Origin of the sequence: Flavobacterium sp., from assembly GCF_039930565.1 — a bacterium.
In the GTDB taxonomy this organism is placed as follows: Bacteria; Bacteroidota; Bacteroidia; order Flavobacteriales; family Flavobacteriaceae; genus Flavobacterium.
On record NZ_JBDTTP010000087.1, the window covers coordinates 1 to 16057 of the forward strand.

The following is a 16057-nucleotide window of genomic DNA, read 5'->3' on the forward strand; positions in this document are numbered from 1 at the left end:
AATCTACACGAACAAAAGTTACATCTTTATTATCACCTTCAATTTTTTGAATCAAATGCGAGATGATAGGAGAATCTAAAAGTAATACTTGGTATCCTTTTTCTTTTGCTGTCTGAATATAAGAATGTTGTGCATCTTTATTTCCCGCATATAAAACAACCAATTTTCCGTCTTTATCAGTTTGGTTGTCTTTTAATTTCTCTTTTAATTCTTCTAAAGTAAAATAAGTATCATCTACCGTAGGATATAAAACAAACGCTCCTGCTTTTTCGTAGAATTTATCTTCAGAAAGCATTCCGTACTCCAAAACGATTTTAATGTCGTTCCATTTAGCTTCAAAATCAGCACGATTTTCAGTGAATAATGCTTTTAGTTTATCAGCAACTTTACGGGTAATATAGTTAGAGATTTTCTTCACTGCACCATCTGCCTGTAAACCGGAACGTGAAACGTTCAACGGAATGTCCGGCGAATCGATAACTCCTTTTAGCATCGTTAAAAATTCAGGTACAATTCCTTCTACGTTATCCGTAACATAAACCTGGTTTTGATACAATTGAATTTTATCTTTCTGGATTTGCATATCAGATCCCAATTTTGGGAAATACAAAATTCCGGTTAAGTTAAAAGGATAATCTACATTTAAATGAATGTGGAATAACGGATCTTCGAACTGCATTGGATACAATTCTCTGTAGAAGTTTTTGTAATCTTCATCAGATAATTCTGTTGGTTGTTTAGTCCAGGCCGGGTTTGGATTATTGATGATATTGTCAACTTCAACTTCTGTAAAAATCTTGTCTACATCTTCCGGAGCAACTTCTTCACCTTTCTTTTGCTCTACTTTTTCTGTCTTTGTTCCAAATTTAATCGGAATAGGCATAAACTTGTTATACTTGTTTAGCAACCCGCTGATTTTTGAATCTTCTAAAAAGTCAAGAGAATCTTCAGCAACATGAAGAATTATTTCTGTACCACGTGAAGTTTTGTCAGCCGGCTCTAAAGTAAATTCAGGACTTCCGTCACATGTCCAGTGAGCAGCTGGTTCGTCTTTATATGATTTAGTGATGATTTCAACTTTCTCTGCTACCATAAAAGCAGAATAGAAACCAAGACCAAAATGCCCGATAATACCAGAATCTTTAGCCGAATCCTTGTATTTGTCAAGGAATTCCTCAGCGCCCGAAAAAGCAACCTGATTGATGTATTTTTCTACTTCATCAGCAGTCATTCCAAGACCCTGATCAATAATGTGGATTTTTTTCCCTTCTTTGTCAACTTTGATTTCGATAATCGGATTTCCGTATTCTACTTTCGCTTCGCCAATACTAATAAGGTGTTTTAATTTTAAAGTAGCATCAGTACCGTTTGAAACCAACTCACGCAAGAAAATTTCGTGATCGCTGTATAAGAATTTTTTGATTAAAGGGAAGATGTTTTCTACCGAAACATTAATTTTACCTGTTGTCATATTTTAAAAATTTAATTTAAAGTTATGTCTTTCAGGTATTCAAATAGAGTACCATTTTTATAGAAGTGACAAATTGTCTTAAATGTTAATTTTGAAAGAAAAAATGTCAATTATAAAACAAAAACTATTATTTCGATTGTACCTTTGTAAGAGTATTAATTCTAAAATTAATTGATAGAACAATGAAAAAAATTATTTTTTTATGCATGATAGCCACTTTGGTTTTTGCATGTAAGTCTGCATCTTCAAGCGCAGCAACAACCGACACGACAATTTCTACAAAATTGGACAGACCAACTCAGGTAGCCATTAAAGGAAACTGGATTATTACAAGTGTAACGTATGCCGGATCGGATTTTATTAAAGTAAATTCTTTTGATATTGCTGACTCAAAATGTTTTATTGGAAGTAATTGGAATTTTATTTCAAATAACAATAAAGGAACGATGACTTTAAATTCTGCAAGCTGTCCTGCTTTTAGTTCACCAATTGTTTGGAGTATCAATAAACAGGGACTTTTTGTTCTTAAAATTGTTGAAGCAGGAACAAAATCTAAAAATGTTAAAGAAGGTTATTTACTAAAAGTTGCAGGATTAACCGAGAGTTCTTTCCAATTAATAGATAATATTTCTGTTGGAGGAAAAACTGTAGACGTAATATACCAATTTCAAAGAGCTAATTAATATTAAAAAAATATAAAAATGAAAAAGATAACAGTTTTAGGATTAAGCAGCTTACTTGTATTAGTTAGTTTTTTTACAAGTTGTGATTCAGTAAAAAATGCAAATAACACCCAAAAAGGCGCCGGAATTGGTGCAGTTGCCGGTGGTGTTATTGGAGGAATTTTAGGAAATAATTTAGGTAAAGGCGGAAATACTGCTTTAGGAGCTGCAATTGGTGCTGCCGTTGGTGGTGGAACTGGTGCTCTTATCGGAAATAAAATGGACAAGCAGGCACGTGAAATTGATCAGGCGTTGCCAGGTGCTGAAGTAGAAAGAGTAGGAGAAGGAATCAAATTGACTTTGAATGAAAATGCGGTTCGTTTTGATACTAACAAATCAACTTTGACTTCTCAGGCTAAAGCGAACCTTGATAAAATTGTTCCTGTATTTAATGAATATGCAGATACGGATATCAATATTTACGGTTATACAGACAGTACAGGAAAAGCAGAATATAACTTAAACCTTTCTGAGCAAAGAGCTGCTGCGGTAAAAAATTATCTAGTTTCTAAAGGTTTAAAATCTTCAAGATTTAAAACTACAGGATTAGGAATTGCTGACCCAATTGCTTCCAATGATACTGCTGAAGGAAGAACTCAAAACCGTCGTGTAGAATTTGCTATTACGGCAAATGACAAAATGGTTAATGATGCTAAAGCTGAAGCTGCAAAATAATTCCAAATAAATAAATTAAGAAAGCTGCTTCATTACGAAGCAGCTTTTTTTTTTGACTTTATTGATCTCAGATTGGTTTAGTTTAAATGTTTTTTTAAGTTCTTAGGTAATAGTATTGTTGCAAATATCTTTTTTTGCATTATCATTCTCTTAGTTACATATTTTACAATTTAGAAATTAATCTTTTGCAATGTAAATCGATTATTACTAATAGTAATTCCCATCGTCTATCTCTTTAAATAGTATCCATTTTCCATTTTCTTTTTTCATTATAACAATAGAATTAGGTTCAATAAATTGCTTTTTAGTGCTAGTTTCAGATTTTGCAAATATTACATATTCTGTGTTTTTATAAAAAATTGGTTCAGAAAATGAAAACACAGAAAGTTCACGCTTTTTCTCAGTCATATAATGATTATAAACAGATGGTTTTGGGAAAACATTTTCTTTTATAAATTTGATTTTAACATCTTTAAAGTCACTTTGATTCCATAATTTATATTTTAGCCAAATATCATCTGTGCTTTTATTGCGATATTTTTGATTCATTATATTCCAATATTCTTCCTTGTACAATGGAGGTTTTATACCAACGCCACTCTCAATTGTATTATTATTTATTGCTGCACTAGAACTCTTTTTTAGAAAATCTATTGCATAATTATTATTTAACTTATTTTCAATGACTATAATTGTATCATTGTTTTTAAGTTTAAAATTTAGATAGACATTGACAGGTGATAGGTTTAGGCTTCCTTTAACTGAAGTACAGCTGTAAATTGATAATATCACTGTAATTACATAAATAAAATATTTTTTCATGATAAGAAAATTATTTAATGGAACATGGTTTCCCTATAGGGGTTTGTCCGTTTATAGTAGAATTAACACTCTCACCGTTATATCTTCCAATAATTCTATTATAGTCTAAACTACCTTCCGGAAATTTTTGTTTAAATATTGGTGCTTCCTGTAAACCTCCCCAAGCTAAATCTGTATAGACTTGATTAGGAACTTGTCCATTGGGGACAGATAATCCGGTTTGAAATTCTTGCAATGCTGCTCCAATTGCGTTTACATAAGTATTGGCCATCTCGTCATGATGGGCAGAATCTTTAGAACCAGGATATTTTTTATCAACAAATTTTTGAAACAACGTTGGAAAATCGTCAAAAATTGCCGGGTTATTTTTAGCTGTATAATCGTCAACTAAGCTAAAAAAGTAACAGTGTATCATTTCATGTAATAAATTTGAAGCTCTAAATAATTGTGTTGCACTAATGTAATTTGAACTTATCTTAATGTTATAATTATTTACAAGATTGGTCGGAGAAGCTGATGCAGGTCTAGAAATTAACAAGCTTGATTCTATTGTAACAGTAAATATTTTACTAGATTCTAATTTATTTAATACAGCTGCAATATCAACATTTTTTATCTTTTTTAATTGCTCTAAAACATTCTTAGGACAAGAATCTAGCTTCGTACCATCAATTTGCTTTTATATTGCTATTGCAATTTGCGCAGCTGTTGGAGCTGTAACACCAGAACCTCCGTCTCCCACATCCCAGGAATAAGAAGCATCGCCGCCGCCAATTGCACCATCGTAAATGTCATTACCAAAAATGCTTGAGCTTCCAAACATATCCAAAGCATGTACCGTTTTGCCTTGTATGACAACTTCATTCAGTCGAATTGGTCTTCGACCAGTTGATTTGGATGTTTTACTATTCCCAGTAATGGTTTTTATTGTATTATTTTCAAAAAACCGACTTACAATAATTCCACCTTTCGCTCTGAATCCATTAATGAAAACACCATCTAAGGAGTACACAAATAGCTCTCCGGAAAAACTTCCCTTAACAGAATTCTCATCAGGATACATACTAAAAACGACACTTTTAATTTCGTTATTAATTTTCAGTAACAAAATCCTGTTATTTTCCAGATCGTTATTTGTTGTAAAAGGGATTACAGTTAATAATTGATCACTTCCATTTATTTTTTCCTGTGTAATTTTATCGAAATCAAGATCAGGATTCTCTAATGCGTTGTTGGTCGATTTAGCAGAATTACTTTTTGAATGTATCAGAAAATTTTTTGCTTCATCAATAGTGACTGTCTCAATATTATTTTGCAACTGCTCTGATGAATTTTCTTCATTTTGGCAATTAAACATGATTAATGCAATACAAAACAACAGTAATACTGTTACAATATTTTTAAGTTTCCTATTCATACTACTATTGGTTTATTAGTTTGAAACAAATGTAATACAAAAAGAAAGAAAATGGCTATAGTGATTTAAGAAATCAAGGATTTATTCAAGGCTTATTAAAATAAATGAAAGGTTTTCAATAAACATATTATATTTAAATAAATTAATTTTATGACGTTATTATAAATACAGTTAAATTAAGTCACACACACAAATATTAGACAATTAAGCTACAATTGCCAATGCATTTAGAAAATTTCACTAAGATATTATACGTAATGAAGCAGCTTTTTTTTTGACTTTAGAAATTAAAGATTGTAAATTTGAACTTTCAAAAAGAACTTATGCTTGACATTCAAAATATTTCCTTTTCATATACTGAAAACCCTGTTATTAAAAATTTAAGTTTTACAATTGGCAACGGTCAGAATGTTGCTGTCATTGGGGAAAGCGGGTGTGGAAAAAGCACCTTGTTGAAATTGATTTACGGTTTGTATGACTTAAATGAAGGTAAGATTTTCTATGATGAAACTCCTGTTTTAGGACCTAAATACAATTTGATCCCCGGAATGCCGTATATGAAATACCTGGCACAGGACTTTGATTTGTCGCCTTATGAAACCGTGTCCGAAAATGTGGGTAAATTTCTTTCCAACGGTTTTGCGAACATGAAAAAACTTCGTATTCAGGAATTATTGGAAATGGTTGAAATGGAAAATTTTGCAAACACCAAAACTAAATTTTTAAGCGGAGGCCAGCAGCAGCGTATTGCACTTGTTCGCGTTCTCGCACTTGAACCAAAAGTCATTTTACTGGATGAACCTTTCAGCCAGATTGATGCTTTTCGTAAAAATGCCTTACGTCGAAACTTATTCCGTTATCTGAAACAGAAACAGATTACCTGTATCCTGGCCACTCACGACAGCACTGACGCATTATCTTTTGCGGATGAAGCTATCGTAATGCGAAATGGCGAAATTATCATAAAAGACAACCCTGCTGTAATTTATAATAATCCGCCTTCTAAATATGTTGCATCACTTTTTGGTGAAGTAAACGAAATTCCCACTTATTTATTAAAATTGACGGATGATCAAAACGAAAAATCATTAGTATATCCCCATCAGTTAATTATGGTCGAACATTCTGATTTTGAAGTAAAAATCAGAAGAACCTACTTCAGGGGAAATCATTATTTAATTGAGTCTGTTTGCAAAAGACAATTGATATTTTTTGAAAGTGAATTCGATCTGCCTTTGGAAATTTCAGTTTTTATAGGACTTAATTCTTAATGAAATAATACATCTCGAATTTCTTCCGTTTTGTCAAAAACACTTTTGGCAAAAGGACAAAGCGGAATAATTTTTAAACCGTTGTTTCTGGCATAATCTATAGCAGTCATAACTAATTTTTTTCCAACGCCTTTGCCATTAAATTCTTCATTAACTTCTGTATGGTCTATGATGAATTTGGCATCTCCAGCCCAGGTATAGGTCATTTTTCCGGCTTTTTTTCCGTCTTCCACTGCTTCAAAATGGCCTCTTTTTATGTCGTTGATTTGTTTGATTTCCATAATGATTAAATTAAAGTTGTTTGTATTTTGTTGGTATGAGTCAATATTTTATGAATTGGGCATTTATCAGCAATAATGTGCAATTTTTGCCTTTGAGTTTCATCAATTTCGCCTGTTACTTCTATTTTTCGGATAAAAGAAGAAACGTTTTGTTCAACATCTCTTTCAAAGTCTACTTTGATGTTGATTTCAGAAACGTCCCATCCTTTGCGGTTAATGTACATTCTTAATGTGATTAATGTACAGGAGGCTAGGGAGGAAGCCAAAAGTTCAGCAGGACTGAATCCTAAGTTTTTGCCTCCCATTTCCTGAGGTTCGTCTGCTATAATAATATTATCACTTGCAGACCTTATTTCCGTTCGATACAAACGAGTATCAATTTTTGCTGAGATAGTTTCCATAATTATTTTATTTGAGGTGTTGGTAAAGGCACAAATTCGGTTTCGCCTGGAACTTTTGGGAACGTCTGTTCTGTCCAGTCTTTTTTGGCTTTTTCAATCAGGTTTTTATCCGAAGAGACAAAATTCCAAAAGATAAAATGCTCTTCAGGAAATGGTGTTCCTCCAAAAATATAAACAGTTGTATTTTCTGCTAGTTCAAACTCGCATAAAGTACTGTCATTGGTAATAAGAATCTGTTTTGGATCGTAAACATGTTCTCCGCTTTTGATGCTTCCTTCTAAAATATACAATCCGCTTTCACCAAATAAATCCTTTCCAATATTTATTTTTTGTGCCGACGTACTTTTGATTTCAATAAAATATAACGGACTATAAACAGGAACCGGCGATTTCTTCCCGAAAGCTTCTCCGGCAATTAATTTATAAGAGACACCATTTTCTTCCCAAGCCGGAATAGCATCTGCTTCAACATGCGTAAAATTGGGTTCCATCTCCTCCAGTTCTTTTGGCAATGCCACCCAAATCTGTAATCCATGAAGCATTTTATCTGAATGTCTTAAATATTCGGGAGTCCTTTCAGAGTGTACAATTCCTTTTCCGGAGGTCATCCAGTTTACGGCACCCGGTTTTATTTTTAATTCGGTTCCTAAACTGTCACGGTGCATGATGCTTCCTTCAAACAAAAAAGTAAGCGTAGAAAGTCCGATATGTGGATGCGGAGGAACATCCATATTTTGGTATTGATTTAAATGTGCCGGTCCCATATGATCGATAAAAACAAATGGACCAACAGCTCTTTTTTCGCGGAAAGGCAATAATCGCCCTACCATAAAATTGCCAATATTGGCAGCGCGTTCTTCGATAATTAATCTGATATTTGACATGATTAATTTGATTTGAAACAAAATTACAGCTGTAACAGAAATCTGTAGCTTAATTTAGATTAAGAAAATTTGTTTTAGTACTATTTATAAAAGTAAGAAAAACTATTGGGTATGTTTCTACGCGTGAGAATAAATCATTCAATAAGTTCAAATTCCAAAGCTTCACTTTCAGTTCCATTAATGATAATCGACAGCTGATGAATTCCAATATGAAAAACACGGGTGGTGATGGTTTTAAAAGACTGATTTCTTTCCACTTTGATTAATTGATCGGGCTGATAGGTTTTCTCACTGATTTTAAATACTTTTTTCGCCAAATGACCTTTCGACTTTTTGTAATGAACAGCATATTCCAGTCGAATCGTTTTGGCTTCGGCATTTTTATTATTTAAGTGGAATTGAAACTGCAGATATTCTCCAATTTTTACAACAGGTGTTTTGATTTCAAAATGGGATAGTTCAATATTGGTACTTTCCAGGCCATAATGACTCAGGATTTCAGGATGACCTTGTTTCAATAATGTACGACAGCCATGTTTGATAATTGCGTCTGTTTCTTTGGAATTTCCTTTCCATTTTGAAGCAATTTCAAGTACCAATTGTGGATTATCTTTTGCAATGTCATTCAAATTATTGGCAACACTTCGACGTACATATTCAGATGGATCATTCTTTAAATTTTCTAAAATCGGAAGGATGGAAGCCGGATCTTTTTTCAAAAACGGTATCGCCATTGCCCATGGTAATCTTGGCCGGCTTCCTTCGCTGGCTAATCGGCGTACATGATGATTTTCATGCAATGACCATTTTACCATTTCTTCAATCATTTTTTCCTTGTATTTTAAAATAAAAGGACGAACAGCAAACTCGCAACTTATGAACTGCGTTATGGAAACAAATGCTTTCGCCGAAGTTTTAAAATCGTCCAGACCATACATTTCAATATAATCAGCAAAAAAGATAAAGGCAAGGTTTCCTTCAGTAAATTTGTTTTTCTTTAGATTTTTGATGATTTTATCAATTAAGGAAACGGCTTCGGTAAAATTTTCAGGCATGGATTGGTGTAACACTGCCGTTGTATGTTTCATCCTTTCTTTCCATTCTTTTTGGAGAAAGTCGCCTTTGTAAATGGTGTTAATAAATTTTTGTTTATCGAAATCAGGATGCACTTCGGCAACAGCCTGACCAAAATTTTCGTAAAAAGAAAGCGAATAAATATCTTTAATTAATCCCATGATTTTGTCTGAATAAAGCTCAAAGGTATTTAATGTTCTTTAATTTTTTTTAAATTAATATGGGGAAGTTTCTGTTGCTATTTTCATTTTTCATATTACGTAAACTTTCAAATCCATAAAATATATCCTATTTTAGCATCTTATAAATTTAAGAAAATGATTAGCGAAGTACAATTTCAAACCGAATTACAATTATTGATAAGCCAGGCAATTCGGGAAGATGTAGGCACGGGCGATTATAGTTCATTAGCTTGTATTCCTGAATCAGCAAAAGGACAGGCAAAGTTATTAGTGAAAGACCAGGGAATTATTGCCGGTGTTGCATTGGCAAAAATGATTTTTAAACATGTAGATTCAGATCTAAAAGTCAAAACCTTTATTGAAGATGGTGCGTCTGTACAATATGGCGATATTGTTTTTGAAGTTTCAGGAAGTTCGCAATCGATCTTAAAGGCTGAAAGAGTAGTCTTAAATACCATGCAGCGCATGTCTGCCATTGCAACAAAAACAAATCAATATGTAAGGATTTTAGAAGGTACAGCAACAAAAATATTAGATACCCGTAAAACGACACCTAATTTTAGGGTTGCTGAAAAATGGGCAGTAAAAATTGGAGGTGGCGAAAACCACCGTTTTGCATTATATGATATGGTAATGCTAAAAGATAATCATATTGATTTTGCGGGCGGAATTACAAAGGCAATAGCAAAAACAAAAGAATATTTACAAGTAAACAATCTTGATTTAAAAATAATTGTTGAAGCTAGGGATCTGGATGAAATTCGTGAAATTTTACTAAGCGATGGAGTTCACAGGATTTTAATCGATAACTTTAATTATGAGGATACTAAAACGGCTGTAGGTTTAATAGGTTCAAAATGCCAGACAGAATCCTCAGGAAATATCAATGAAAAAACCATCCGCGAATATGCTCTTTGTGGTGTAAATTATATTTCATCAGGGGCTTTGACACATTCTGTTTACAACATGGATTTGAGCCTGAAGGCTTTTTAAATTAAGCTCTAAATAGGGGTTCGAGATCAAAAAATCGGAACTCTAAAATAAAATCATAAAGTATGTCTCAGGAAATAGAAGATCGGATTGAAAAAATTCCGCTGTTACGTTCTGTAGTTAGGTTATTGAAAAAGATAAAATTACCATGGCTTGAAGGTTTTTCGTTATACGATCTATTGGAAATGTATACTCTTGGAATACTTGAAGGAGCTTTTTCGTATCACGCAAGTGCTGTTTCATTCAGTTTCTTTATGGCATTGTTTCCTTTTGCCTTGTTTATTTTAAACTTAATACCATACATTCCGATTGAAGGATTTCAGACGGATTTTCTTCAATTTGTACAACAGGGAGTTCCTCCTAATACATATGATGCCATCAATAAAATTATCACTGATATTTTACTTAATAGTCATTCCGGATTGCTGTCCACAGGTTTTTTACTTTCTATTTTTTTGATGGCCAATGGTATTAACGGAATCCTGAGCGGTTTTGAATCCTCTAAACACGTTTTTGATAAACGTGGTTTCTTTAGTCAGTATTTGGCAGCAATAGCAATCTCACTTGTTATGACAATTATTTTGTTTATAACCGTGGCAACTATTGTCTTTTTCGAGGTTATAATCCAGAAAACAATCATTCAGGATGTGCTAAGTGACAGGATTCCACTTATCATTTTAGGCCGTTATCTGTTTGTTCTTCTGATGATATTGATAACCTCTTCAATATTATTGCGTTATGGTACAAAACAATACAATAAAGTGCCTTTTATAAGCATTGGTTCTGTTTTTACAACTATCTTAATTGTTATATCTTCGTTCTTTTTTGGTATTTGGGTTATAAAATTTTCAAAATACAACGAACTTTATGGTTCTATTGGGACATTATTAATTCTAATGTTTTATATTTGGATTAACTGTATGATACTGCTTTTGGGATTTGAACTGAATGCCTCTATCAGAAAATTAAAGCAAAAAAACAAATAGAATATTATGAAAAATTGGATGTTAACGATTGGCTTATTTTTTCTAGCATTAGGCACAATTCAAGGCCAATCGGTTATTGGAAAATGGAAAACAATTGATGACGAAACAGGTGAAGCAAAATCAGTTGTTGAGATTTATGAAAAATCAGGAAAGATATATGGCAAAGTGGTAGAAATATTTAGTGCCAAACACCAAAAGGACGTCTGTAGTAAATGTGACGGTAGTGAAAAAAACAAACCAATTTTGGGAATGATCATCATTAACGGTCTTAAAAAAGAGGATTCTGAATACAATGGCGGAACAATTTTAGATCCTACCAACGGAAAAAAGTATAAATGTTACATTACGCTTGATTCTCCTGATAAACTGAAGCTTCGGGGGTATGTCGGTTTTTCCATGATGGGAAGAACACAATATTGGGCAAGAGTGAAAAAGTAAAAATCATATGCAAAGACTAGTATCAATAATTATATTTTTATTTCTGGTACCCAATATTTTTGGACAATATAAAAACCCATTACAAATAAGTCATCTTACAGGTGACTTTTATGTTTATAGGACTTTTCATGATTATCAGGGAAAACTTATTTCTGCAAATGCGCTTTATCTGGTTACGGATAAAGGTGTTGTGTTATTTGATGCTCCATGGGATAAAACTCAATTTCAACCTTTATTAGACAGCATAAAACTAAAACATAATAAGAAAGTGATTATGTGTTTTGCAACGCATTCTCATGATGACAGAGCTGGAGGTCTGGCTTTTTATAAGCAGAAAGGAATAAAAACCTATACTATAAAGTTAACCGATCAGATTCTTCAAAAAGAAAATAAACAAAGAGCTGAATTTGTGATTCCAAATGATACTACATTTACTGTTGGGCAGCATACTTTCAAGGTTTATTATCCCGGTAAAGGCCACGCACCGGATAACATTGTAATTTGGTTTGATAAAGAAAAAGTGTTGTACGGAGGCTGTTTTATTAAAAGTGCAGAAGCAACAGATTTAGGTTATTTAGGAGATGGAGATGTAAAGGAATGGAAAAAATCTATTGAAAAACTACAGCAGAAATTTAAAAAGCCAATTTATATTATTCCGGGCCATGACGATTGGAGCAGTAAAGAATCATTAAATCATACTTTAAAATTGGTTGATGAATATTTAAATAAATCTTCGGGTAAAAATTAATTCCCCAAATCCTATAAAATAATTACATGTTTTTTATCGAAGTTATTTTACCGCTTTCCTTGGCTAAAACGTTCACATATCGTGTTTCAGAGGCAGAATTTCATTTCATTAAAAAAGGGATGCGGGTATCTGTGCCTTTTGGCAAAAGTAAAATATATACCGCTTTAGTTCTGGAAACACATGAAAATGAACCGGCTTTATATGAAGCCAAAGAAATTCATCAGATTCTGGATGAAAAAGCCATTGCGACCGAAATTCAGCTTAAACACTGGCTTTGGATTGCCGACTATTATATGTGCGGGATTGGCGATGTTTATCGTGGTGCCTTCCCTAGTGGTTTGTTGTTAGAAAGTGAAACGATTATTTCGCACAAACCAAATGTTGCCGTAAATGACAGTGAACTTTCTGATGATGAATTTCTAATTTACGAAGCTTTGCACCATCAAAGTTCCCTAAAAGTTCAGGATATTATTTCGATTTTGAATAAAAAAAATATTTTACCGGTTCTTCAAAAAATGATAGCTAAGGATATCATTGTTTTAGAAGAAGAAATGAAGGAAAATTATAAGCCAAAATTGATCCGATATGTAAAATTGCATAGCAAATATGAATCTGATCAAGGGTTAAACGAGCTTTTGGAGGTATTGAAAAATGCTAATAAGCAAAAAGAAATTATTTTAACGTACTTTCAAATCAGTGCTTCAGAAAAAAAGCCAATCACAGTTAAAAAGCTAGTTGAATTTTCTAACTCATCATCTGCAGTTGTAAAAGCATTAATTGAAAAAGAAATTTTTGAAGAATATTATCTGCAACATGACCGGGTTTCTTTTGACGGAAAAGTTTCTGAAAAACAATTGCAATTAAGCGACGCTCAGGAAAGTGCTTTTAATTCAATCAAAGAAAATTTTTATGAAAAAGAAGTCTGTCTGCTTCACGGGGTTACCTCAAGCGGAAAAACAGAAATTTATATTAAACTGATTAAAGAATATTTACTTATAGGAAAACAAGTTTTATATCTGTTACCGGAAATTGCTCTTACTACACAACTGGTCTCTCGTCTACGATTTCATTTTGGAGATAAGGTTGCCGTGTTTCATTCAAAATACAGCAACAATGAAAGAGTAGAAGTATGGAAACAAACACTCGAAAATTCAGATAAGGCTCAAATCGTCATAGGAGCCAGGTCGGCTTTGTTTTTGCCTTTTAGTAATTTAGGCTTATTGATTGTTGATGAAGAACATGAGCAGACTTTCAAACAAACAGATCCTGCACCACGTTATCATGCCCGGGATTCGGCAATAGTTTTAGCTAATTTGCATAAAGCCAAAGTACTTTTAGGATCAGCTACACCAAGTATAGAAACTTATTTTAACACGCAGGCCGGGAAATATGGTTTGGTTTCGCTTACAGAACGTTATAATAATGTTCGAATGCCTGAAATTGTATTGGTCGATCTGAAAGATAAACATTTCAGGAAAAGAATGACAGGTCATTTTAGTGATCTTTTGATTGAAGAAATTTCAGAAGCATTGTCTTTGAATGAACAGGTTATTTTATTTCAGAACAGAAGAGGATATTCACCCATAATAGAATGTTTGACTTGCGGACATGTACCGCATTGCCAGCAATGCGATGTGAGTCTTACTTTTCATAAACATAAAAATCAGCTTCGTTGTCATTATTGTGGTTATGCCATTGCAAAACCCACACATTGCCATAGTTGTTCCAGTGTTGATTTAACTACAAAAGGTTTTGGGACTGAGCAGATCGAGCAGGAATTAATATCTCTTTTTCCAAATGCAAAAACAGGAAGAATGGATCAGGATACAACACGTGGAAAATTTGGTTTTGAGAAAATTATTGACACGTTCAAAAACCGGGAAATTGATATTTTGGTTGGAACACAAATGCTGGCCAAAGGATTGGATTTTGATAATGTGAGCCTGGTTGGGATCATGAATGCGGATAATATGCTGCATCATCCTGATTTTAGGGCTTTCGAACGCAGCTTTCAGATGATGATACAAGTGTCAGGAAGAGCTGGAAGGTCAGAAAAACAGGGTAAAGTGGTTATTCAAACGTATAATCCAAACCATAATACCATTCAGCAAGTTACAACCAATAATTATACAGGTATGTATAAAGAACAATTGTATGACAGACAGATTTATAAATACCCTCCTTATTTCAGGATTATAAAACTAACTTTAAAACATCGAGATTTTGATAAATTGAAAGAAGGATCTATGTGGCTGTATCAGGTTTTAAGTCAAAATCTGAATATGCCTGTATTAGGTCCAGAAGAACCTGCGATAAGCAGAATCAGAAATGAATACATCAGAACGATTTTAATCAAGATACCTCAAAACCTGCCATTGGGAGGCACAAAAAAAAGCATTAGGAAAATGCTTAATAGTTTTGAAGCTGTTGCACAGTACAAAGCAATAAAGGTAATCGTAAACGTAGATTTTTATTAATTAGGAAGAGGTTGATAAGGCTCTTACCAGATCTTCTTTTTTATTACGGCTAAGAGGAATTTTTGTAACACCTATTTCTGCAAATTTGCTGTTAAATCGTTCTACCTTATCAATGTTAATAATGTAAGATTTATGAACGCGGATAAATTTTTCCTTAGATAAATCATTTTCAAAAGATTTCATCGTTGAAAGCACTAAATTGCTGTCGTCTTCTGTCACTACTCTTACATAATCTCCAAAAGCTTCAATCCATTTTATTTTGGCAGTAAAAATTTTAAGTTTCTTAAGATTACTTTTAATGAAAATATGCTCACCCTCTTCTTCTTTTACATCTTTTTTTAGCAGATGCAAGTCAATTGCTCTTTTAACCGAAGCATTAAAACGGTCAACAGCAATTGGTTTCTGAAGGTAATCTGTCGCATCATAATCAAAGGCTTTTAAGGCATATTCAGCCTTAGAGGTTATAAATATAATTTGTGGTTTGGATTTTAGTCCATCCAAAAAATCAAATCCGTTAATTACGGGCATTTCAATATCAAGAAATATTAAATCTATATTATTTACCGAGATGCAGTTTTTTGCTTCGATAGCATTAGAAAAATCACCGACAAGATGTAATCCGGGATGATTATTAGCTAGCTTTGCAATAATAGTTCTTTGTATTGAACTATCATCTACAACAACACAGTTTAGTTTCATAAAATTTTAATTTTTTAATAATTTGGGTTCCAATAGTAAATATATTACTTTTTTGGAAAAAAAACTAAAAGCAGGACTGGTTTTTGGTATTTCAACGAATAAAGTCAAAAAGATATTGCAGATTCAAAATTAATACTTACTTTTGCACCCAATTTTAACAAATAAATATTGTATTTATGAATCATTATGAAACTGTTTTCATTTTAAATCCCGTTTTATCTGAAGTTCAGGTAAAGGAAACAGTAACGAAATTTGAAGAATTTCTTACTAGTAGAGGAGCTGAAATGGTATCTAAAGAGGATTGGGGTCTGAAAAAAATGGCTTACGAAATCCAAAACAAAAAAAGTGGTTTTTATCACTTGTTTGAGTACAAAGTAGCTGGAGAAGTTCTAATCGCTTTTGAAACTGAATTCAGACGTGACGAAAGAATCATGCGTTTCCTGACGGTAAGTCTTGACAAACACGCTATTTCTTGGGCTGAAAGAAGAAGAGCTAAACTTAAATCTACAAAAGCGTAAT

18 protein-coding genes are annotated in these 16057 nt (G+C 32.9%); 9 read left to right on the forward strand and 9 right to left on the reverse strand.

The annotated features are described in order from the left end of the window. Nucleotides 1-1471 (reverse strand): molecular chaperone HtpG (gene htpG, locus ABI657_RS16765; RefSeq protein ID WP_348098419.1); only part of this gene is annotated, 1471 nt, incomplete at its 3' end. A gap of 182 nt (nucleotides 1472-1653) precedes the next feature. Between htpG and ABI657_RS16770 the strand changes: the two genes are divergently transcribed. Further along, a complete protein-coding gene (locus ABI657_RS16770; protein ID WP_348098420.1) occupies nucleotides 1654-2154 on the forward strand; it encodes a lipocalin family protein in 501 nt (166 codons plus the stop codon). A gap of 18 nt (nucleotides 2155-2172) precedes the next feature. Further along, nucleotides 2173-2868 carry an OmpA family protein gene (locus ABI657_RS16775; protein ID WP_348098421.1) on the forward strand — a complete coding sequence of 232 codons (696 nt, stop codon included), beginning with the start codon at nucleotides 2173-2175 and terminating at the stop codon, nucleotides 2866-2868. A gap of 207 nt (nucleotides 2869-3075) precedes the next feature. Here the strand turns inward: ABI657_RS16775 and ABI657_RS16780 are convergent, their stop codons facing one another. The 3 genes from ABI657_RS16780 to ABI657_RS16790 all read right to left on the reverse strand — a co-directional run bounded on the left by ABI657_RS16780 (nucleotide 3076) and on the right by ABI657_RS16790 (nucleotide 5107). After that, nucleotides 3076-3690: a hypothetical protein gene (locus ABI657_RS16780; protein ID WP_348098422.1), complete on the reverse strand. Its 615-nt coding sequence runs from the start codon at nucleotides 3688-3690 to the stop codon at nucleotides 3076-3078. Between the two features lie 10 nt (nucleotides 3691-3700). Then, the gene (locus ABI657_RS16785; protein WP_348098423.1) at nucleotides 3701-4105 is read right to left on the reverse strand and encodes a hypothetical protein; all 405 of its coding nucleotides are present in this window, start codon (nucleotides 4103-4105) and stop codon (nucleotides 3701-3703) included. 264 nt (nucleotides 4106-4369) lie between these two features. Further along, nucleotides 4370-5107 (reverse strand): hypothetical protein, encoded by a 738-nt coding sequence (locus ABI657_RS16790; RefSeq protein WP_348098424.1) that lies wholly within the window; start codon nucleotides 5105-5107, stop codon nucleotides 4370-4372. Between the two features lie 323 nt (nucleotides 5108-5430). Here ABI657_RS16790 and ABI657_RS16795 point away from each other — a divergent pair, with 323 nt between their 5' ends. Beyond that, the gene (locus ABI657_RS16795) at nucleotides 5431-6378 is read left to right on the forward strand and encodes an ABC transporter ATP-binding protein (protein WP_348098425.1); all 948 of its coding nucleotides are present in this window, start codon (nucleotides 5431-5433) and stop codon (nucleotides 6376-6378) included. Here the strand turns inward: ABI657_RS16795 and ABI657_RS16800 are convergent. The 4 genes from ABI657_RS16800 to ABI657_RS16815 all read right to left on the reverse strand — a co-directional run bounded on the left by ABI657_RS16800 (nucleotide 6375) and on the right by ABI657_RS16815 (nucleotide 9179). Next, nucleotides 6375-6659 carry a GNAT family N-acetyltransferase gene (locus ABI657_RS16800; RefSeq protein ID WP_348098426.1) on the reverse strand — a complete coding sequence of 95 codons (285 nt, stop codon included), beginning with the start codon at nucleotides 6657-6659 and terminating at the stop codon, nucleotides 6375-6377. The genes ABI657_RS16795 and ABI657_RS16800 overlap by 4 nt on opposite strands. A gap of 5 nt (nucleotides 6660-6664) precedes the next feature. Then, nucleotides 6665-7060 (reverse strand): OsmC family protein, encoded by a 396-nt coding sequence (locus tag ABI657_RS16805; RefSeq protein ID WP_348098427.1) that lies wholly within the window; start codon nucleotides 7058-7060, stop codon nucleotides 6665-6667. Between the two features lie 2 nt (nucleotides 7061-7062). Continuing rightward, nucleotides 7063-7944: a pirin family protein gene (locus ABI657_RS16810; RefSeq protein ID WP_348098428.1), complete on the reverse strand. Its 882-nt coding sequence runs from the start codon at nucleotides 7942-7944 to the stop codon at nucleotides 7063-7065. Nucleotides 7945-8078: 134 nt separating this feature from the next. After that, a complete protein-coding gene (locus tag ABI657_RS16815) occupies nucleotides 8079-9179 on the reverse strand; it encodes a DNA alkylation repair protein (protein ID WP_348098429.1) in 1101 nt (366 codons plus the stop codon). Nucleotides 9180-9335: 156 nt separating this feature from the next. Between ABI657_RS16815 and nadC the strand changes: the two genes are divergently transcribed. From nadC to priA, 5 genes are all read left to right on the forward strand, one after another. Continuing rightward, on the forward strand, nucleotides 9336-10193 hold the full coding sequence (gene nadC, locus ABI657_RS16820) for a carboxylating nicotinate-nucleotide diphosphorylase (protein ID WP_348098430.1): 858 nt from the start codon (nucleotides 9336-9338) through the stop codon (nucleotides 10191-10193). Nucleotides 10194-10255: 62 nt separating this feature from the next. Then, complete coding sequence (locus tag ABI657_RS16825) at nucleotides 10256-11176, forward strand: YihY/virulence factor BrkB family protein (protein WP_348098431.1); 921 nt, start codon at nucleotides 10256-10258, stop codon at nucleotides 11174-11176. A gap of 6 nt (nucleotides 11177-11182) precedes the next feature. After that, the gene (locus ABI657_RS16830; RefSeq protein ID WP_348098432.1) at nucleotides 11183-11614 is read left to right on the forward strand and encodes a DUF2147 domain-containing protein; all 432 of its coding nucleotides are present in this window, start codon (nucleotides 11183-11185) and stop codon (nucleotides 11612-11614) included. Between the two features lie 7 nt (nucleotides 11615-11621). Next, on the forward strand, nucleotides 11622-12362 hold the full coding sequence (bla-B1-FLAV, locus tag ABI657_RS16835) for a subclass B1 metallo-beta-lactamase (protein ID WP_348098433.1): 741 nt from the start codon (nucleotides 11622-11624) through the stop codon (nucleotides 12360-12362). 26 nt (nucleotides 12363-12388) lie between these two features. Then, nucleotides 12389-14839 carry a primosomal protein N' gene (gene priA / locus ABI657_RS16840; RefSeq protein WP_348098434.1) on the forward strand — a complete coding sequence of 817 codons (2451 nt, stop codon included), beginning with the start codon at nucleotides 12389-12391 and terminating at the stop codon, nucleotides 14837-14839. Here priA and ABI657_RS16845 read toward each other — a convergent pair whose 3' ends face one another. After that, nucleotides 14840-15538 carry a LytTR family DNA-binding domain-containing protein gene (locus ABI657_RS16845; RefSeq protein ID WP_348098435.1) on the reverse strand — a complete coding sequence of 233 codons (699 nt, stop codon included), beginning with the start codon at nucleotides 15536-15538 and terminating at the stop codon, nucleotides 14840-14842. Between the two features lie 176 nt (nucleotides 15539-15714). Between ABI657_RS16845 and rpsF the strand changes: the two genes are divergently transcribed. Then, nucleotides 15715-16056, forward strand: coding sequence for a 30S ribosomal protein S6 (gene rpsF, locus ABI657_RS16850; RefSeq protein WP_029269562.1), 342 nt, complete (start codon nucleotides 15715-15717; stop codon nucleotides 16054-16056). Nucleotide 16057 lies beyond the last annotated feature (1 nt).